Here is a 22,671-nt window from a genome sequence, read left to right as displayed (position 1 = left end):
AACAACAGTAAATAATTACAAAATAAATAAAGAGCTAACTGCATGAATATGAACGAATCACAGTCAACGGAAAATGAATTGGAGCCGATTGCTATCGTCAGTATGGCCTGCCGCTTTCCTAAAGCGGACGATATCGATGCTTTATGGCGGCTATTGAGCCAAGGAGAAGAAGGCATCCGGTTTTTTACCGATGACGAATTGCTAGCCGCAGGTGTTGCTCCGTCTCAGCTGGCTCAGCCCGGTTATGTTAAGGCCAAAGGCATGATTGAAGGCATTGAAGACTTTGATGCTCACTTGTTCGCTTATACTCCGCGCGAAGCCGAGTTAATGGACCCTCAGCAGCGCGTGTTGCTGGAATGCGCGTGGCAGTTGCTGGAGAGCGCGGCGTTGGACCCGGATCGTTATCAAGGCGATATTGCGGCTTATGTCGGTGTGGGCATGAATATTTATCTGCTCAATAATCTGTTGGCCGATTACAGCTTGAAAGAATCTTCCGACTTTTACCAAATGCTGATCGGCAGCGATAAGGATTTTGCCGCGACACGCTTGGCGTATAAATTGAATTTAAAAGGTCCTGCGGTAGCGATCAACACAGCCTGTTCCACTTCGCTGGTTGCTGTGCATTATGCTTGCCAGAGCCTTTGGGATTACCAGTGCGATGTGGCTATGGCAGGCGGCGCTACGTTGCTGGTGCCGCAAAAAGCCGGGTATTTATACCAGCCGGGCGGTATTCCATCAGCGGACGGCCATTGCCGGGCATTCGATGCGCAAGCAGGCGGCACGGTTCCGTCCAGCGGCGCCGGTCTGGTTTTACTAAAACGACTGGAAGACGCGATTCGGGATAACGACACTATCTATGCCGTTATTAAAGGTTCGGCAGTCAATAACGATGGCGCCGATAAGATCGGCTTTACCGCGCCGAGTGTTAACGGGCAGGCTGCCGTTATTGCGGAAGCGTTGGCAGTGGCTAATGTTCCGGCTGACAGCATTGATTATATAGAAGCGCACGGTACGGCTACGCCAATGGGCGATCCGATTGAAATAGCGGCGCTAAAGCTGGCTTTTGCCAGAGTCCAGAACAAACAGTATTGTGCTTTGGGCTCTGTTAAAACAAATCTCGGGCACATGGATACTGCCGCAGGCATCGCCGGTTTGATAAAAACCGCACTGGCTTTACATCATAAACAGATACCGGCTTCGTTGCACTTTAACGAAGCTAATCCCGAGATCGATTTCAAACAGAGCCCGTTTTATGTCAATCGGCAATTGCAAGACTGGCCGCAAACTAATACGCCGCGAAGAGCCGGAGTCAGTTCATTCGGCATAGGCGGCACTAATGCGCATGTGGTGTTGGAGCAAGCTCCGGATACCAGCACCCCCGGTCCGTCAGTCCGGCCGCAGCAAGTATTGCCGTTGTCGGCTAAATCCCCAACTGCGCTGAAGCAATTGGCTTTATCGCTGGCTGACCATCTGCAAACCCATGCCGGGCAGAATCTGGCGGATATGGCCTACAGCTTGTCAGTCGGCCGCAAGGAATTGCCGGTTAGAAGTTTTGTATTGGCAGACAGCCCGCAGCAGGCTATTCAATCCTTAACCGATTTATCGCGCATTACCACGACCGGCAAGTCTCCTGCCGTGGTGTTTATGTTTCCGGGGCAGGGCACGCAAAAGACCGGAATGGGGCAGTTGCTGTACCGGACCGAAACGGTGTTCAAGCAGCAGGTGGATTTTTGTTGCGACTATTTAAAGCCGTTACTGGGGCTGGATTTAAGGCAGCTTATGTTTCCGGAGCAAGGCGCTCAGCAGGAAGCCGAGCAACAGTTAAACAAGACGCAAAACACCCAACCGGCCCTGTTTGTATTCGAGTATGCCTTGGCGATGCAGTTAATGGCTTGGCAAATCAAGCCTGCGGCTATGATCGGTCACAGTTTGGGCGAATATGTTGCGGCATGTGTTGCGGGCGTGTTCAGCTTGGAAGATGCTTTAAAACTGGTCGCTGAACGGTCGCGATTAATGCAGTCCGCGCCTTCAGGCGGCATGTTGGCGGTTAGGGCAACGCAGGCGCAATGCATGCAATGGCTGAATCAAGAATTGGCTTTGGCCGCAGTGAATGCCGAAAACCAATGCGTGCTAAGCGGCAGCCAACAAGCTATCGATGCGTTATTGCCGGAGCTTCAACACAAAGACATCGACTATCGGCAGCTGACCGTTTCACACGGCTTTCATTCGCCGCTGATGCAGTCGGCAGCTAAGGCATTTGGCGAGTCGTTTAAGCAGCTGGACATGAAGCCGAATTCGATTCCTTTTGTATCGAACCTGACCGGAAGCTGGTTCGATGCAGCGGCCTCGTTGGCCGGATACTGGCAGGAGCATATGCTGCAACCGGTGCATTTTGCTAAAGGACTGGAGACATTGTGCGCTGAATTCGATCAACTGATTCTACTGGAAGTAGGCGCAGGGCATACCTTGCAGGCGCTAGCAAAATCGATGCTGAAGGATGGTCAAACTATCCTGGGAACATTAAGTGACCAAATGGGTTTGCAGGCGACAGTAGCGGAGTTGTGGAGCGCCGGCGTAACGGTGGATTGGAACGGCTTTTATCAAGCCGAACAACGCCGACGTGTTGCATTGCCGACTTATCCTTTCCAGCGGCAGCGTTGTTGGGTAGAGCCTAAAGCAATCGGTGGCTGCGAATCTGTTTGCAAAGATCAAACTTCCGATTTAGCCGACTGGTTTTCGACAGTTAACTGGCAACGCTGTCTGGCTATACCTGCAACCGAACCTCAGCCTGCTGATATTTATTTAGCGTTTGTAAATGATGCAGGAGTTGATTTTAAGAGGGGCGCGGCGCAGTGGCGGCAAGTAAAAACAGCTGACAGCTATCAGCAAATTAACGAGCATTTATTTGCGTTTAATCCCGAACTGGAACAGGACTTTGAACGCCTGATCGGCGATTTGTCATTGACCGGGCATAAGACTATAGAACTGGTTTATTGCTGGAACATTAACAATGATAATTACGCCTTGCCATATTTGGGCCTGCTGAATTTTTGCAAGACATTGAACCGGGTATCTCCCCAAGTTCAGTGCCGGATTACGGTAATAACGCAGGGCTTGTTTGAGGTGACCGGCGCGGAAACCAGCTTGTCGCCGATGCAGGCTTTGCTGTTAGGCCCGGTTAAAGTCGTGCCGCAGGAATATCCGCACATTCAATGCCGATTGATAGATTTTGAGGCTGGGCAATCGGCTCTGCCCGATTTTTCCGGCGTGAGTTACAGCAGCCCGGTTTTAGCTTGGCGGCACGGATATTACTGGCGGCCCGATCTTGAAAATTTGAGTCTGCCTGAAATAAGCCATAGCCAAGATATGCTAAAACAGCACGGCAGCTATTTAATCACCGGAGGTTTGGGCGGGATCGGTTTGTCGTTGGCGGGATTTCTGGCGCGGAAATACCAAGCCAAATTGGTGTTGACCACGCAGCAGGATTTCCCGGATAAAAGCATATGGCAATCTCTTGTCGGATTGGAAAATCAAAGCGGCTTTAGCGATCTGCTGACGGACTTGGATCGGACCGAAAAGAAGCTGATTAAGGAATTGGCAATTGCCGGACTGGATAGCTATCCCGATTTAAGAAACAAGCTGGAGCAATTGTGCAGCCTGCATTTGTTGAGCTTTTTCGAGCAGGCGGGCATCCAGCCTTATGGCGATAAGCAATGGACAGCCAGTGAAGTTGGCGAACAGCTGAAGCTGTTAGCCAAATTCGATAAATTTTTAGGCTTATTGCTGGAAATTTTGCAAAGGGACAATTTGATCGATTGGCAGGCTCAGAGTTTTTCTTTCACTTTGCCGGATGCTCGAGATTGGGCCACAGAAATCGGCCAACTGGAACAGCAAATCAATCGGGATTACTCAGGCTTTAAACCCCTGCATGAAATGGTCGCTCATTGCGTCGCGCATTTTGCTAAAGCCTTGTCCGGCGAAATCGAAGCGATCAGCGTGTTATATCCGGACGGCGACCGCAGCCTGATTTCGGAAACCGGTGAAAAAACGGTCGAGCATTCCAATCACCGGGTTTATTACCAGTTGTTGAAACATCTGGTTCATCAAACCATAGACCAGTCCGACGAGGTGGTCAGGATTCTTGAAGTGGGCGGCGGCAGTGGCGTGTTGACCGGCATCATTGCGCCTACTTTGCGCGGCAAAAAAGTCGAATATTATTTTACCGACATCGGCAAATCCTTTGTTTTGAAAGTCCAGCAACAGGCCCAAAAGCAAGGCCTGGATTTTATGCGCTTTTCGGTATTCGATATTTTTCAGGACCCGGTCGCTCAAGGTTTCGACTTGCAAAGTTTTGACTTGATTTACGGGCTGGACGTCGTTCACGCAACCCCCGATATTGGCAAAGCCGTTAGCCAGCTAAGCCGCTTATTAAAACCCGGCGGGGATTTATGCTTGGTTGAAACGCCGCCTATCCCGCGTTGGTATGAAATGGTCTGGGGGCTCGCGGAAGGCTGGTGGTATTTTAGCGATACCGATCTGCGTTCCGGCACAACGCCATTGTTAAGCCCGGATGCATGGCAACAAGTCATGACCTGCAGCGGTTTGTTTGCGGAGGTTGCAGTGTTTCCTCCCGAACCCGAGCAACGCTTGAAAACCGATTGCTGCTTGGTAGTCGCCAGAGCGCCGGGACAAAAACGGGCAGGCAGAGGCCACAGTAACACTCGCGCCCGGCAACAAACCGAAACCATCGGCATGTTGCTGGATATGCAGCGGACCGGGGCGGAAGTGATGGTTTGCACGGCCGATGTTTGCGATGCCCAAGCGATGCAAGCCGTGGTTGATCGGGCGCTCGCCGAATACGGCGGATTAAACGGAATCTTCCACACAGCGGCCAGCGATAGCCGGGGTTATATCGATCTTCAGGATAAAGCCCGCTCGCTGGCTGAACTGCAACCCAAAGTGCAGGGCACATTGGTTCTGCAACAGTGCATCGATTTTAACTCGCTGGATTTTGTCGTATTGTTTTCATCGCTGAATGCGATTACCGGCGGGCAGGGGAATATTGCCTATACCGCCGCTAATAGCTATCTGGATGCGTTTGCGCATTATTGCCGTCATCATCAACTGGGCCGGGTATATACGCTGGACTGGGATCGCTGGCAAAGCATAGGCCAGGCGGTCGCTTTCGAGCAGCGGGTAGCCGGCAGTACCGGCCTGGAACTGAAAGGAGGCATAAGCGATGCCGAAGGTTTTGAAGCTATACGAAGAGCCCTAGCTTCAGGCTACAGCCAACTACTGGTTAAAACCGGCCGTACTCAGGATGTACAGCAAGCCAGCGCAACTGAGCCTGCACCCGAAATACGCCAGTCCGGTCATCAAAGGCCTCATTTAGCCCAACAATACGTAGCGCCGGAAACCCCAATACAGCAATTGATTGCCGGGGTATGGGCCGACGTGTTGGGCATTGATAAGCCGGGTATCAATGATGAGTTTTCTGCGTTGGGCGGGGATTCGTTAATTGCGATTAGAGTCATATCGCGGCTAAAAGAATTGTTGAACATGAACCTGGAAGTGAAGCTGATTTTTGAATATAACACCATTGCGCGTTTAGCCTCCCAGATTCAGGTCGTGCAATCGGCGTTGCAGGTTTCGGCGGTCGATGAAGACGATGAGACTGAATACGAAGGCGGTGTGATTTGACCTCAGTCGCCGATTTATTGCATCAGCTAAACCGGCAAGGCATACGGCTTTACCTGGAGCAGGGCGAGCTGCGCTTTAAAGCGCCCAAAGGGGCGATGACGCCCGAAGTGATGGCGCAACTAAAAGCCAATAAAACCGAATTGATAGCGCTGTTGCAGCAGGTGGAGGTAAGCCATGCGGCTTTGGCCGAGCCGTTAAGCCGCTTTGCCGATTCGAATGCCGTTCCGTTGTCTTTTGCCCAGCAACGGCTTTGGTTTTTGTTTAAGTTGGAAGGCGCTTCGCCTACTTACAATATCTTAATGGCGAGCCGTTTGTCGGGCGATTTGGATATTAGTGTTTTGCGCCGCAGTTTTGAGTATTTGATCAGGCGCCATGAAAGCCTGCGCACCACGTTTAGCGAAAACAGCGACGGCGTCGCGCAGCAATTTATTCATGATGCGCTGGATTTGAAGATGGCAGTGGAAGATTTTTCTGCTTATCCGGCCAGCCAAAAACAAACGTTATTGGATCAAGCCAAAAGCCAAATGGCCGGCTCCCGGTTCGACCTTGAACAGGCGCCGTTATCCCAAGTCATGTTGATCCGTTACGATCAACATGAATGGGTCTTGTTAATGGCGATGCATCATATTATTAGCGATGGCTGGTCGATGGGCATCTTAAGCCGGGAGTTGGGTGCGGCTTATCAAAGTTATATGGCGAATGCTGAACCGGACTTGCCGCCGATCAGCATTAATTACCGGGATTATTCGGTTTGGCAGCAAAGACAACAGCAGAGCGCATCGATTGAGCAAGGCGTTAAACGCTGGTGCCGATTATTGGAAAACAGCGAATACCGCCTGGATTTGAATACCGGCAAGTCCAGGCCCGAATCGCGCAGTTATCAAGGTTCGACTTGCCCGGTGTCGATTGCGCCGGAGTTGAGCAAGCAATTGGAGCAGTTGGCCGAAAGCAAAGGCATCAGCTTATTTGTGCTGTTGCTGACGGCGTATTTTATTTTGTTGCAGCGTTACAGCGGACGCAACGATTTGCTGGTCGGCACGCAGGCCGCCAATCGGAACGAACCCGATTTGGAACCGATAGTCGGTTTTTTTATCAATACCATTCCTTTACGGGCGCGAATAGAAGCTAATCCGCGCGTGACTGAGTTATTGGCGCAGGTTAACGATTTTTGCCTTAACGCGTTCGATTTGCAGTTTGTGCCGTTCGAGCGGCTGGTTGAAGCACTGAAACCGGAACGGGATTTTGGTTCTAACCCGTTAGTGCAGGTGATGTTTCTTTGGCAGAACGCACCGATTAAGGACATAGCGCTGAAAGGCCTGACGATGCAGCGCGAGGCCTTGCAAAGCGAAGCCGCCAAGTTCGATTTAACGCTGGAGCTGGGCATGGAGCAAGGCCGGATTGAAGGCGTGTTTGAATACAGCACCGATTTGTTCGATGCAGTAACCGTGGAAAACATGGTGAGCCATTACGCTGCGTTGTTGCAGGGTATTGCGCAAAATCCGGATTCGGCGGTCGGCGACTTACGTTTAACTAGTAATGATGCCTTACCGAGTATCGGCTTAAGCATTGACGATAAGCAAACCATCGTCAACGCATTCAATGCCCAAGTCATAAAAACGCCCGATACAAACGCGCTGAACGACGGCCTGGAGATTTTAAGCTACCGGCAGTTATCTGAGCGGGCCGAGGTTATTGCCCAGCGCTTGCATTTGTCCGGTATCAAGCCCGGCTCAATCGTTGCAATTTATTTGCCCCGGACTAATGACTATCTGGTTGCGATGATCGGCATTTTAAAAGCGGGCTGCGCTTATTTGCCGTTGGAGTTGACCTTGCCCAAGGCCAGGGTGGATTTTATTTTAAAGGATGCCAAAGTTGCAGCGGTGATCAGCCAAGAACCGGTGTTTGCCGATTACCTGCATATTCAGTGCAACGATTTGCAACGACCTGTTGAGCAACCGGCAGTTCAAGCGATACCTGCACAGGCCCCAGCTTATTTAATTTACACCTCCGGTTCGACCGGCCAGCCTAAAGGCGTTTTGATCAGCCATCAATCGGTGCTTGGCTTGGTTCAGTCATTAAACCGTGGGATTTACCGGGACAGCCCCAAGGCCCTGAATGTCGCGCTGATGGCGTCGTTCATTTTTGACGCGTCGGTTCAGCAGATTTTTGCCGCGTTGCTGCAAGGCCATTGCCTGCATATTTGCGATAGCGAGTCGCGTCGCGACGGTCAGGCATTACTTAGTTATTTGCAAAAACAGGAAATCGAACTGAGCGATTGCACGCCGTCGTTATTGCAGATTATGTTGGAGGCGGGCTTAGCCGAGCGCCAGGATTTGCGGGTAAAGCAATTGATTGTCGGCGGCGAGGCGTTGCCGCCGCAGTTGATCGAGGCCATAGCTAACAGCCGCCAAGCCGGAAATCTTAAAGTTTATAACGTGTATGGGCCAACCGAATGCACCGTCGATGCAACGCTACATACTGTGGACAACCGGCGCCGATACCGGAGCGCGGCGGTTAGCATCGGAAAATCGCTGGATCATGCGTTGGTGAAAATAGTCGATTGCTATGGGCATCAACAGCCCGATGGACTGGCCGGAGAAATCTATATTAGCGGCCTCGCGTTGGCGCAAGGTTACTGGCAACAACCGGCTTTAACCGCAGCGCGATTTGTTCCGGCTGAGCAAGGAAAGCGATATTACCGGACAGGCGATCAGGGCCGGGTTAATCAACAAGGTGAAATCGAGTTTCTGGGCCGCTTGGACGATCAGGTTAAAATTCGCGGTTATCGTATCGAGCTGGGCGAAATCGAGGCGCAGCTAGCTCAATATCCCGGCGTTTTACAGGCGGTCGCGCGGGTCAATAAAGGCGAGTCTGCGGAGATCGTGGCTTATCTGGTTGCACAAAGCCAGTTGAGCGTTACCGATTTACGAGCGGGCTTGGCCAAGCAATTGCCTGATTATATGATCCCCGCGCATTTTGTCGTGCTGGATAAACTGCCGTTAAATTCGTCCGGCAAAATAGATCGCAAAGCCTTGCCGAAATTATCCGAAGCGCAAAGGCTGAGCGATGATTTGGGCGGTGCGCCTCAAGGTGAACGGGAGCAGGCACTGGGTCAAGTCTGGTGTGCGGTTTTAGGCCTGGACAGCATCGGCAGGGACGATAACTTCTTTGCGTCAGGCGGGGATTCCATTAAAGCCCTGCAAATTGTTTCCCGTGTCCGTCAGGCAGGCTGGAAACTGGAAGTTCGGGATTTATTCACCCACCCGTCAATCAGCAAGCTTGCGCCTAAACTTGTAGCGATTAAGACGGCTCCAGTCGCATCGGGCAAAGCTGAAGGCGAACTGCCGTTAAATCCAATCCAGCAGCATTTCTTTGCCAATCATCGCAGCGAGTTTCATCATTTTAATCAGGCATTTTTATTGGAAACGAAAGACCTGGATGCGGCCCGGTTAAAACAGGCTTTAACCCAGGTTTGCAACAGCCATGATGCTTTCCGGCTTCGGTTCCAGAATCGGGATCGGCAGTGGCGGCAATTTTACGACAATACTGAAAGCCTCGATTTTTCGGAGTTTGATTTAGCTTCAATTGAACAATTAAGCGCGCACGCCGGAGCATTGCAAAAGTCGTTCGATTTAAGCGCGGGGCCGCTGCTGAAAGCGGTTTACTACCGATTGCCCGATAAACACTATCTGTTGCTGGTGGCTCATCATTTGGTCATCGATGGCGTATCGTGGCGGATTTTGATGGAAGATTTAAACGATGCTTACGAGCAAGGCAGTCAATGGCACGCACCCGAACCGACTGCATCGCTTAAGCTCTGGATGCAGCAGTTCCGGCAGCAGGGCGAGAAAATAATTGCCGAGCAACAAGGATATTGGCAACAGCAGGCATTATCGCCCAGCCTAAACGGCCAGAGCGTGAAATATAAAGACTTGGATATTGTTAAAGTCGAGCTTGGCCAAGCCCACAGCGAGCAGTTTTTGACCGGCGTGCATCAGGCTTACACGACAGAAGCCAATGACTTGTTGTTGGCCGCATTGCTGCTGGCATATAGCCAGTGGGAAAATTCGCAGGCCTTAAGTATCATTTTGGAAGGCCATGGCCGCGACGTGCTCGAAGATGTTGACGTCAGCCGCACGATAGGCTGGTTTACTACGCGCTATCCGGTTACCTTGGAATATAACAAAAACCAGGATTTGGGGTATTTGATCAAGAGCGTTAAAGAAAGTTTGCGAGCCATTCCCGATAAAGGGGTCGGTTACGGCATGGTGCGCTATATGAATAACGCGATTGACGGGCAGCCATTTAAAGACCCGGCGATCAGTTTTAATTATTTAGGGCAATTCGGGCAGCACCAGCAAGGCCGGTTTTCATTAGCCAATGAAAATATCGGCGATATTTTCTCCCCAGATGCCATTGCGCCTTACTTGATTGAATTCGTCGGCAAACATGTTGCGGAACAGCTGTCTTTTGAAATAGCGTATCCGCGCCATTTGTATAGCCGGGATCGGATAAGCGCTTTTGCGGAAAGTTTTAAACAGTCGCTGGTAAATATCATCGATCACGCCGCGAACTGCGAAACTCAATCCTTAACGCCATCCGATATCGATTACGATGGTTTCGATATAAACCAGCTGGATGATTTTTTGGCGCAAATGTAATTTTTGGATTATCTGTTTAACAGGTAGAATTCCTGGTTGGCGCGTTAGTTAATTTAAGTAAATGAGATTTTCGTTTTGAATATAGATAAACAAAATGTAGCAAATATTTATCCGTTAACGCCTTTACAGGAAGGATTTTTATTTCACGCCTTGTCTAATCAGGATGATTCCTATATTCAGCAAATCGCTTATTTATTAAAAGGGCGATTCGATCAAGAGCGCTTTTCTCAGGTATGGGCCAAGCTGTTCGAGCGTCATGAAATTTTAAGAGGATTGTTTTTTCATACAGGCGCAGAGCGGCCTTTGCAGGTGATTCTGAAAAAGCAGCTGCCGGTTTTTGACAGCATCGATCTTCGCCATTTGCCGGAGCAGGAACAGCTGCAACGGCGACAACAGATTAAATCGCGCGATAGAAAACGCGGTTTCCGCTTGAACCAGGATTGTTTAATGCGGTTTACATTGTTGCAGTTGGCGGACGATTTAACCGAAGTGATTTGGACGCATCATCATATTATTCTTGACGGCTGGTCTTTGGGTATTTTGCTATCCGAATGCACTGCGCTTTATCAGGATATCAACACCGAACTGGCGTATACGGTACCGTTTTCAAATTACGTAAAATGGCTGGAGAAAAAGGACAAACAACAAGCTTTGGATTTTTGGCAAAGCTACTTGGCGGATTATCAGGATGAAGTGAAGCTGCCGTTTACTTCGGAGTATCAATCTAGCGAGTCGGAGCGCATAAGAGCCAGTTTTACTTTGCCGGAGTCGACTTTCAAAGGTATTCAACAATTAACCAGGGATGTTCAGGTCAGTTTAAACAGCATATTGCATGGAGCTTGGGCGCTGCTATTAGCACATTACAACGGCTGTGAAGATGTCGTTTTCGGGACGACGGTATCCGGCAGGCCCGCGGATATCGAACACGTCGAGCAGATCGTCGGTTTGTTTATCAATACCATTCCAGTCAGGGTTTCGTTGGCGCCTACGCTAACTGTCAGGGAATTGCTGGCGCAGATTCAGGATAGAGCCATACAGGCAGAGCCGCATCATTACTCGCCGCTGTCCACCATTCAAGCGCAGCATCCGTTACAGAATCGTTTAATCAGCACCCATGTCACCCTGGAAAATTTTCCGCTGGACGAACGCTTCAAAAAAATGTCCGAAGCCGATGAGGCCGATTTGAGCGTTCAGGCGAATGAAGTGGTTGAACGCACGCATTACCCTCTGGATATTCAGTTCTTACCGGCTGAGCATGGCATTAAAGTGCAAATGGCTTATAGCTCGGATTATCAAGCGGATATGCATCAATTCATACAGGCGCATTTGTGCCAGATTTTGCTGCAAATGACGCAAAATCCCGAGCTTGAATTATCAAAGATTTCGTTAATGGACGATCAAACCCGGCAAAAAATTATCGAACAAACCGAGAGCGCTTTAAAGCAATTTCCTTTCGACCCGTTATTGCGCCGTTTCGATTTAGCGGCTGCCGCAGCGCCTAATGCGATTGCGTTGGTGTATGAGGATCAACAATTAACTTATGCCGAACTGAACGGCTATGCGAACGACGTTTGCAGATGCCTGTATGCCGGCGGCTTGAAAGCGGAAGATTTTGTCGGCCTGTGTTTTGAACGCTCTATTGAAATGGTGATCGCCATTTTAGGGGTGTTAAAAGCGGGCATGGTTTATGTGCCGATGGACCCGAGTTTGCCTGAGCAACGCATGCGTTTCATGGCCGAAGACTCCGGAATAAAAATGCTGCTGACCAGCCCGGATAAAGTCGTTAAATTGGCCGCCGTCGCTCCTCAATTGCAGGCGGTTTCGCTGTCGGAGTTAAGCTGCATTGCTTCAAATTCGTCAGTGTCAAACTGGCAGGTGAGGCCCGATAGTCCGGCGTATGTTATTTATACTTCAGGCTCGACAGGGCAGCCCAAAGGGGTGTTAGTCAGTCATGGCAATATGGCCGGGTTGTTCTCCGGAACCGATACGCTGTTCGATTTTAATGCGGATGATGTCTGGTGTTTGTTCCATTCCTACGCGTTCGATTTTTCAGTCTGGGAAATTTGGGGCGCGTTGGCTTATGGCGGCCGTTTAGTTATTGTGCCTTACTGGATAAGCCGTTCGCCGGAAGATTTTCATGCGCTGTTAAAAAAAGAGCGCGTTACAGTGCTTAACCAAACGCCGACTGCTTTTAAACAGTTGATCGATACCGACCGGCAAAACGACGTAAAATTGAATGACCTGCGTTATGTGATTTTTGGTGGCGAAGCGCTGGAATTTAAGCAGTTAAAGCCATGGTTCGAGGCTTATGGAGAAAGACCTCAGTTAGTGAATATGTACGGTATTACCGAAACCACCGTGCATGTGACTTTTAAAAAGATTAAGCCTGAACAGGCGGGACTGCAATGCAGCCTTATTGGTAAGCCATTGCCCCATTTATCCGTTTATGTTTTGGATCGATACGGCAGGTTAGTTGCGCCGGGCGTGCCTGGGGAACTGTATGTCGGCGGCGCCGGAGTTTGCTTGGGCTATTTGAATCGGCCCGAGTTATCCGCCCAGCGCTTTGTCCATTTGCCGCAACTGCATCTGGACACATTGTTCTATCGCACCGGGGACTGCGGTCGTTATCTGAACAATGGCGAATTGGACTATTTATGCCGATTGGATCAGCAGGTGCAGTTTCATGGCTTTCGTATTGAACTCGGAGAAATAGAACAAGCGATGCTGCGCCAGCCGCTGATTGAGCAAGCAGTGGTGATGATGCTTGAAAACGCACAGTCGCAACAAATTCTGGTGGCTTATTACAGCACCCGGACAGCGGAGGCAATAAAAACCGCTGACTTAAGAGCGCCTTTGGCAAAACTGTTGCCTCTTTACATGATTCCCGGCTTTTTCGTGCATTTGCCGCAGTTTCCGTTGACAGCCAACGGCAAGGTGAACCGGCAAGCGTTACCTGCTCCCGAACTGGAACTGGATGAGCCGTTCTTAGAGGCCAATACTCCAGAAGAGCAGGTGTTGGTTGAGGTTTGGCAAAAGCTGTTGCAGCAAAGCAGCGTCGGGGTGAAGGATGATTTTTTTGCGCTGGGCGGTGATTCGATTCAGGCGATTCGGGTGGTGTCGCAATTGCGCAAACAGGGTTACCGGATTGAAGTACAGGACTTATTCCGTTACCCGACCATACAGGCCTTAGCGCCTCAGTTAAAAGCGCTGGCCGGGCAGAAAAAAACACGCAGTGTAAGCGGCGACATTCAGTTAACGCCGGTTCAACATTGGTTCTTTGAACAGCAAGGCCAACAGGCGCATCATTTCAATCATACCGCGTTGTTGGAAGCCCGTTCCGGGAATTGGCAAGTCCAGTATTTGGAGCGAAGCTGGAATCAGCTATTGCAGCATCATGAAGCTTTACGCAGCTGTTTTTATGTAAACGAACACGGCGTTAAGGCCGCTATCCTGCCGGAAGATCAGTTGCAAATCGAGATAGAAACCGTCTCGTTAATGGCCGCAGTCGATGTTGAAGCGGCTATGATCGAGCATGCCGCTTTATTGCAGCAGGGTTTTGTTTTGGATAAAGCGCCATTAATCAGGCTGGTGGTTTATCAATGCCCGTCTGCTGATCGTTTATTGATTGTCGTGCATCACTTATTGATCGATGGCGTTTCCTGGCGTATTTTATTGGAAGATTTTAGCGCTTTGTACGATGCGTTAAGCAACGGCGATCAATACGCGTTACCCGAGCAAACCGACAGTTATGCCGACTGGGCGGAAGGCCTGCTGGGATACAGTCGGCAGCAATCCTTGCTCAACGAGCTGCCGTATTGGACGGCGCAAGTGGAGCGCAACAGCGGCGCTGCCTGGGCCGGTAAACATTGCCGTTACCAGGATGCTGACAATAGCCAAGCGCAGTTAAGCACGGAAGAAACGCAGCAGTTATTGCAACAAGCCAATGCGGCCTATAACACAAGCGTTGAAGAGCTGTTGCTGGCGGCTTTGATTCCTGCGCTGGAGTCTTGGGCGGGGCTGACGCGGTCTGTTTTATTGCTGGAAGGCCACGGACGCGAACCCGTGCTGACCGGGCTGGATGTCAGCCGTACCGTAGGCTGGTTTACGTCGCTGTACCCGTTTGTGTTGGATAAGACAGTGGGGCGAGATCTAGGCTATCAAATCAAAACCGTTAAAGAGCATTTGCGCCAGCTGCCTAACAAAGGCATCGGGTATGGCGTGTTGCGTTATTTAACGCCAGCCGAGTTACGCGCCGGCGCCGGTTTGGGATTCGAACCGGATTTGGTGTTTAACTATTTGGGGCGTTTCGACCGCAGCGATGAAGCCGGATTGTATCAGGCGCTGAGCAATGATGTCGGAGCCGCCGTTTCAGCGCAAGGGCTTAGACCATGCGCATTGGAATTGAGCGCGATGGTGCTGTCAGATCAATTATGTATCGATTGGCGTTACGACCGACATCTGTTTACTCCAGAATCCATGCAGAGCCTGACCAATCTTTATACGGCCAACCTGAGAGAGGTGATCAATCATTGCCTGCAACAAACAACGCAAGCCATCACCCCGTCCGACTTAACTTACAGCGACTTGAGCCTGGATGAGCTGGATGATTTTTTTACAGCGCATCGGGAAAACTTAAGCGATGTCTGCCCGTTAACCCCGATGCAACAAGGGATGCAGTATCACGCTTTACGCGAAACCGATTCCACGGCTTATCACGAGCAAATCAGCTTTACGTTGCAGGGCGAACTGGACACGGCGTGTTATCGCAAAGCCTGGGATAAGCTGGTTTCGCGTCACGGTATTTTGCGCACGGTGTTTGTCGATAACAAAACCCAGGATGCCTTGCAGGTCGTGCTAAAGCAGGTAGACTCGGTATTTGGAATTGAAGATTGGTCGACAAGCCCAAATACCTTAGAGCATTATCTACAGGCCGATTTGGCCGATCGGTTTAAGCTGGCCGAGCGCCCTCCGGTGCGCATCAAATTGATCAAGCTGGCTGAGCAGCGCTGGCATCTGGTCTGGAGCTTTCATCATATTTTGTTGGATGGTTGGAGCGTCGGCGTACTGATGGATGAGATGGCTCAGCTTTATCAAGCCATACTGAAAAATAGCGAGCCTCGACTACCCGCTTCGCCGCCTTTCAGTCATTATCTGCAATGGCTGAAACAGCAGGATTCGCAAGCGGCCAGCCGGTTTTGGCAGGACTATTTAGACGGTTATAGCGAGTTGGCTTCGTTGCCTCATTATGCCGGGCAACAAGCCAAGCAAGCTGAATTTAAACAACCTTTGCCGATTGATTTGCCGGACCGACTGCAACAAGCCGCCAAACATTATAAGGTCACCGTTAATGCACTGATTCAAGCCGCTTGGGGCATATTGCTCGGGCGGTATAACGATCGCCGGGATGTGGTGTTTGCGACGGTGGTATCCGGCCGCCCCAGCGCCATTGTCAATATAGACCGGATGGTGGGCTTATTGATTAATGCAGTGCCGGTGCGGGTGAGTTTTGCCGAGTCGGAGCTGGTTTCGGATTTGTTGACCCGTTTGCACCAGCATAATAGCGACAGCCAGGCTTACCAATTCTTGCCGATGGCGGAGAGTCAGCCTAAACAGGGTGCACCGGATCATCTACTGGTTTTTGAAAATTACCATTTGCAAACCAGCGACGAAGACAATCAAGGGCAGCTTGCTGTGACCGACGTGCAAACCCGTGAGCAAACCAATTACGATTTAACGATGGTGATTAGCCCTGGGCAGCGTTGGCAACTGACCTGTCTATATAACCAAGTGCGTTATGCGGACCATTATATTCAACAAGTGGCGCAGCACTTTATAACGTTGCTGAGCGGGCTGGCGAGCCAAGCCGATCAATCTATCGATAGCTTGGCGATGTTAAACTTTGAAGAGCAGGCGCAGTTGATGCAACGTAGCGTCGGTGCAACGCAAGCGTTGCCGGAACAGGATTTAGCCGGTTTGTTTGAACAAATCGTGCAGTATTACGGCGAGCAAATTGCATTACGCGGCGAAGAGGCCAGCTACAATTATGCCGAGTTGAACGTCCAAGCCAACCGTCTTGCGCATCGCTTAGTGTCTGGCGGGGTTAAGCCGGGCGATATCGTGGCGATTGCATTGCCGCGATGCTGTATGCGTATTATTGCGGTACTCGCCGTCATTAAAGCAGGAGCGGCGTATCTAGGCCTGGAGTTTGATACGCCTGCACAACGCGTACAGGGCTTGTGCGAAGATGCCGGCGTGCGTTTGCTGATACAGCAAGGCGCATTCGATCTGACCGGCGTCACAAGTTTCGATCCGTATCTGGAAATACAGCAAGCTACCAGTGAAGATAATTTGCAATTGGCTGTTCCGTCTTCCGCAATCGCTTATATCTCTTATACATCGGGTTCTACCGGCGAGCCTAAAGGCGTTTGCGTCAGCCAGCATAATGTCATTCGTCTGGTCATCAATAGCGATTTTGTATCGATTAGTGCCGAGGACAGGTTTTTGCATTTTGCGCCGCTATCGTTCGATGCCTCTACACTTGAAATATGGGCGCCTTTGCTTAACGGCGCGGGGTTGTCGGTAATAGAGCAGCCACAGCCGAGTTTGCAGCAATTAGGGACTTTCATTAATCAGCACAGCATCAGCATTCTTTGGTTGACTGCCGGTTTGTTTCAGCAAATGGTCGACGAGCAACTCGAGGATTTGGCCGGCGTTAAGCAATTGCTGGCAGGCGGCGATGTGGTTTCAGCCGAGCATGTGCGCCGGTTGCTGAATCGATTTCCCGATACGGTATTTATTAACGGTTACGGGCCGACTGAAAACACCACGTTTAGCTGTTGCCAGCATGTGACCAAGGACATGCCTTTGGCGGCGAGCGTGCCGATCGGCAAGGCCATAACCAACTCGGAAGCCTGGGTGCTGGATAAGCAATTACGTTTGCAACCGGTAGGGGCTATCGGCCAGCTTTACGTGGCAGGGGCAGGTGTCTCTTACGGCTATTGCCGAAAACCGAAACAAACTGCGGCGGTATTTATTCCGCACCCTTATACTAAAGAGCCGGGTAAACGGCTGTACTGTACCGGAGACCAAGTCAGTTTAAGGGCGGACGGCAGCATCGAGTTTATGGGCCGTGTCGATCAGCAGTTCAAGATCAGAGGCTATCGAGTCGAAGCGCAGGAAGTCGAGGCCGCTATCAAAGCGCATGATTCGGTGCAGGATGTGCTGGTGCAGGTCGTAAAAGATGCCGCAGGCGATAAAGCGTTAGCGGCTTATGTTATCGTTAAGCAAGGGCGGTCATTCGATCAGGATGAGCTGGTCGCTGAAACCGCAAGCCGGTTGCCGCGTTATTTAATGCCGGATTTATGGCTGGAAATTAATGCGTTCCCGTTGAATAAAAACGGCAAAGTCAATCGTGCGTTATTGCCTGACCCTTTTAGCGGTTTGGCGCAGACACAAAAGGTAGCGCCTCGCAATGAAAGGGAGCAGGCTTTACTGGCGATTTGGCAACAGGTATTGAACATCGAGCATATCGGCGTGACGGATGACTTTTTCCGTTTGGGCGGTCACTCGTTAAAAGCCACTCAAATCGTCTCGTTAATGCGTAAGCAACTGGGCTTGGAAGTGCCGTTAAAATTGATTTTTGAAGCGCCTACCATTGCCTTGCTGGCTGAAAGAATGCAGGGCTTGGACAAAGTCGATAAGGCCGCGCCGAAATTGGTTAAGAGAGATCGTAGTCAACAAAAAGTCGTGTGAACTTGAAAACTGCAGTTGTCCACGAAAAACACGAAAGGCACGAAAGATACGAAACAAATCAGTATGTTTTTTTGATTTAACTATTCACTCTTTGGGTGGCGGTTTACAGTTTGGTATCTCATTGAATATTTTCGTGCTTTTTGTGCCTTTCGTGGACAAAATGCTTTTTAGGATGAACGGAAGTAATAAAATAAAAAGGGCTAACAGTGATAATTTTAGGTTTGGCAGGTGGTTTTGATCCGGTGTACGAATCGTATTTCGATTTTGGCGCCGATTTGTTACATGATGCGGCAGCGGTCATTATTCAAGATGGCGAGGTGATTGCCGGGATAGAGGAAGAACGCTTAAACCGGATTAAGCATACCAATAAAATCTGGCATTCGGCGGTACGGTTTTGCCTTGAACAGGCGAATACCACATTAGAAGAACTCGATCAGATCGCTATTTATGTCAGCGAGCCTTTCCTGGACGAGTCGCTTAAGCAGTTACGCCTGATCAAATCCGAAATGGCTGCGGTTGCAGACGGACGCGCCATGTATCAATACCTGTTCAAGCGCGAGTTTGGCATTGATGTGCCGCGAGAGAAGTTTACTTTCGTTAACCACCATCTGGCGCATGCAGCCACGGCTTATTATATGTCGGGCTATCAACAAAGCCTGGTGCTGACCATTGACGGCTCGGGCGACAATGTTTCGACTACGGTCGTGGATGTCCAGGGCAATGCGTTTAACACCTTGATGACCAAGCCGGTGCAGCAATCACTGGGCTTTTTTTATCTGGATGTGATCCGGTTTCTGGGTTATCAAATCTTCGATGAATACAAAGTAATGGGCTTGGCACCCTATGGCGATGCCGGCCGTTTTGCCGAGAAGCTTTCCAGTTTTTACACATTACTGCCCAATGGCGATTACACCCTGCACCGCGAGAAAATCGTCAGCTTATACGAAGATTTAGCCCCAAGGCATGGCGATCAGCCGTTCGAACAAATACATAAAGACTTGGCCGCCGCGTTGCAACAGACGCTGGAAACTATCGTGATGCATATGCTCAAGCATTTCCAGCAAGCGACCGGGCATCAGCGATTGGCCTTGGCCGGCGGGGTAGGGCAAAACAGCAGCATGAACGGCAAAATCATGCAGTCTGGTCTATTCAAGCAAGTGTTCGCGCCTTCTTTCGCTGCGGATTCCGGTTGCGCTTTCGGCGCAGCGATGTATGCGGCTCATCAAAGCCAGCCAAGCTTACCTTTTAAACGAATCGAACATGCTTATTGGGGCACGCCGGTTTTGGCCGGGGACCACTTATATCAAACGCTGGCGAAATGGCAGCAGTTTGTGACGATAGAAAAAATGGATAACCGCGCCGATCGGGTCAGCGATTTAATGATCGAGGGCAAGGTAATCGGCTGGATGCAGGGACGGTCCGAGTTCGGCCCCAGGGCTTTGGGCAATCGCAGCATTATTGCCGATCCGCGCCTGGGTTCGCATAAGGAAACCATCAATGCAATGATCAAAATGCGCGAAAGCTACCGGCCTTTTGCTCCTTCGGTATTGGAAGAATATGTGTGCGATTTTTTTGAGGTGCCTGAAGACGAGAAGGACTTTCCGTTCATGTCTTTCGTGTTGCCGGTCAAACAAGCGCACCGCGAACAATTGGCGGCGATCACGCATGTCGACGGCAGCGCCAGACTGCAAACGGTAAGCAAAATCCATAACCCGGAATATTGGCAGTTGATCGATACTTTCAGGCAAAAAACCGGCGTAGCGCTGCTGCTGAACACCTCGTTTAATAACCATGCCGAACCGATTGTCGATAGCGCTGATGATGGGGTCGTATGTTATTTGACGTCCGGCCTGGATTATCTGGTGGTCGGCGATTATTTAATCACTAAACGCAACTGGGGCGAGGCCGAGTTAAATACGTTAATACCCGCGTTGCCTAAAGCCGCGCGCTTGATTCAGGAGGATTGTTACCGGGACAACCAACACCGGTCTGTGCAAAGCCATATCGAATGGAATTATGGCGGAAGCTCGCGTCACATCATACCGAATGCGCTGCACCGGATTTTACAGCTGGCCGATGGCGCTACCCCGCTAGCAGAATTAATCGCAAAAGCAGGTATAGAAACCGGCGTGAATGAGCCATTGCTGGAATTATGGTCATCGCGATTTATCACCTTAACACCGCAATCGGCTATCTAAGAGCATGACCATGAACGTAGCGCCGCAGGAAGATCAGCAAGCTTATTACTTCCCGATGTCTTTTGCGCAACAGCGTTTATGGCTGTTCCAGCAAATGCAGCCGGACAGCGCGGCTTATAACATCACTGGCGCGTTGCGTTTAACCGGGAGGCTGGATATTGCGGCGTTGGAGCAGGCCTTGCAGCAAATTGTGCAACGGCATGAGATTTTGCGCACCACATTCCGCCAGGTTCAGGGCGAGCCGAGCCAGTGGGTGGAACCCGGCGCAAAATTGATATTGGAGCAACAGGTATTGGCAAAAGCCGGCTTGGACCAGCAATTACAAGTCTGCCGCGAACTGGCGGCTCAGTTAGCGGGTTTTGTATTTGATCTGGAAACAGGTCCGCTGATGAAGCTGCAACTCTTAACCCTGGCTGAGGGTGAATATGTATTGCTGTCCGTCGTGCATCATATTATCTCCGACGGCTGGTCCATGGGCGTGTTTGTCGATGAGCTAATGAAGCTTTATGCGTCCAATCAACAGGGGCAGGCGGCAGCTGGTTTGCCCGAGCTGGAAATTCAATATGGCGACTATGCGCTATGGCAGCGCGAATGGTTTACCGGCGATATCCGGGCGCAGCAAATGGACTATTGGCAAAAACAACTAGCCGGTATGCCGCCTTTAATATCGCTGCCGACCGATTATCCGCGCCCGCCAATACAACGATTCCAGGGCGCAACGACAATGCTTCAGCTGCCGGCGCAAACCACCGCCGCATTGAAAACACTAGCTAGCCAAGAAAATGCAACCATGAATATGGTGCTGCTAACGGTTTATTTTGTGTTGCTGCATCGATATAGCCAAGAGCAGGACCTGGTTGTCGGCACGCCGGTCGCCAACCGCAATCAGCATGAACTTGAACCGTTAATCGGCTTTTTTGTGAATACCCTGGTTTTGCGAACTCGCATTGAACCGCACTTGAGTTTTCGCGCGTTGTTGCAACAGGTTAAAGCAATGGCCCTGGCGGCGTTTGATCATCAGGATTGCCCATTTGAACAGCTGGTGGATCAACTAAAACAAAAGCGCAGTTTAAGTTATTCGCCGTTAATTCAAGCTTTATTCACTTATCAAAATGCGCCGGAGCAAGTCTTTAAACTGCCTGGTGTCAGCATCAGCCATTTGCAATTGCAGCGGGACAATGCGCAGTTCGATCTGGCCTTAATGGCTTCGGAAAATGCAAACGATATTAGCCTGGAATTTAGCTATAACACCGACTTATTCAAACCTGAAACCATTGAAGTATTGGCGCATCATTTTGTTAATTGTTGTCAGGCGGTTTCGGTTAACCCCGAGTTAAAGCCTGAGGCAATTCCGTTATTGGAAATTGCCGACTACCACACTGTGTTCAATGCTTGGAAGGAAAGCCAGACTGTTGAACTGGTAGAGCGGAGCGTGATGGCCGCGATAGGCCGGATGCCGATGGATTCAGAGGCTACTTATCTGACGGGTAATGCCCGCTTGTATGTTGCCGATGAAGACTTGAATCCTTTGCCGTTCGGTTTGCCCGGCGAGTTATGCGTGGGCGGGTTAAGCGGGACTTGCCTGATTGAAAATCCGCATGGCTCGGAACGCCTCTTGCCGGACCCTTTCGCTAATCAATCGGGCGCTAGTTTATACCGAACGGGGTATAAAGTTAAGTTCACACCGGAACAGGGTTTTGAGTTTATCTATCATAGCGACCAGCAAGGTGCAGGGAAGAGATTTCGTGTCGGTTTGGGTGAAATGGAGTCGGTATTAAGATCGCATGATGCGGTTAAGGAAGCGGCGATAGTTGCCGGAGTCGATCACAAGCAAGACAGCGTGTTGACCGCTTATATTGTTAGCCGGAACGAGGATATTGAATTAGCAGAGTTATCCGAATATCTCGCTGAACGGTTGCCGGATTATATCTTGCCTGGAGAATGGCAATTCTTGGCTGAGCTGCCTTTAACTATAAATGGCGAAATTGATCGTCCGGCCTTACAAGGCAGTATCGATCAAGGACTCGGTCAGGAACCATTGCAAGCGCCTGAAAATGAAATAGAGGAAAAACTGTTGCATATCTGGCAGCAGGTACTATTGCTGACTGAAATTGGCACAGAGCAGAATTTCTTTGATTTAGGCGGGCATTCTTTAAATGCGATCCAGATTGTCAGCCGCATCAAACAGGAATTTAGTTTGGATATGCCGATGCGGACGATCTTTGAAAAACCCAGCATCAAGCAGCTAGCCGAATGGATTTTAATGACTCAGTTTAACGCGCTTGATGACGACGAGCAGGAGCAATTTCTCGATGAATTGGCTCAGCTATCGGATGACGAGCTGGACTCTTTAATTTAAG

General features: G+C 50.3%; 5 protein-coding genes. All 5 read left to right on the top strand.

The window, feature by feature from the left end:
* Window positions 1–42 precede the first annotated feature (42 nt).
* Window positions 43–5,700 carry a type I polyketide synthase gene (locus EPO18_RS17900; protein WP_292435711.1) on the top strand — a complete coding sequence of 1,886 codons (5,658 nt, stop codon included), beginning with the start codon at window positions 43–45 and terminating at the stop codon, window positions 5,698–5,700.
* A complete protein-coding gene (locus EPO18_RS17895) occupies window positions 5,697–10,361 on the top strand; it encodes a non-ribosomal peptide synthetase (protein WP_292435709.1) in 4,665 nt (1,554 codons plus the stop codon). Before EPO18_RS17900 ends, EPO18_RS17895 begins: the two co-directional genes overlap by 4 nt.
* Before the next feature lie 75 nt (window positions 10,362–10,436).
* Entirely contained in the window at window positions 10,437–18,113 is a 7,677-nt protein-coding gene (locus EPO18_RS17890) for a non-ribosomal peptide synthetase (RefSeq protein ID WP_292435707.1), read from the top strand.
* A gap of 206 nt (window positions 18,114–18,319) precedes the next feature.
* A complete protein-coding gene (locus tag EPO18_RS17885; protein ID WP_292435705.1) occupies window positions 18,320–20,311 on the top strand; it encodes a carbamoyltransferase family protein in 1,992 nt (663 codons plus the stop codon).
* A gap of 10 nt (window positions 20,312–20,321) precedes the next feature.
* Window positions 20,322–22,670: a condensation domain-containing protein gene (locus EPO18_RS17880; RefSeq protein WP_292435703.1), complete on the top strand. Its 2,349-nt coding sequence runs from the start codon at window positions 20,322–20,324 to the stop codon at window positions 22,668–22,670.
* Window position 22,671: the final 1 nt, after the last annotated feature.

The sequence above is a fragment of the Methylobacter sp. genome (assembly GCF_004322395.1).
Taxonomy (GTDB): domain Bacteria; phylum Pseudomonadota; class Gammaproteobacteria; order Methylococcales; family Methylomonadaceae; genus Methylobacter_A.
Note: the sequence above shows the minus strand (reverse complement) of the source record. Positions and strands in the feature narration are given on the sequence as shown.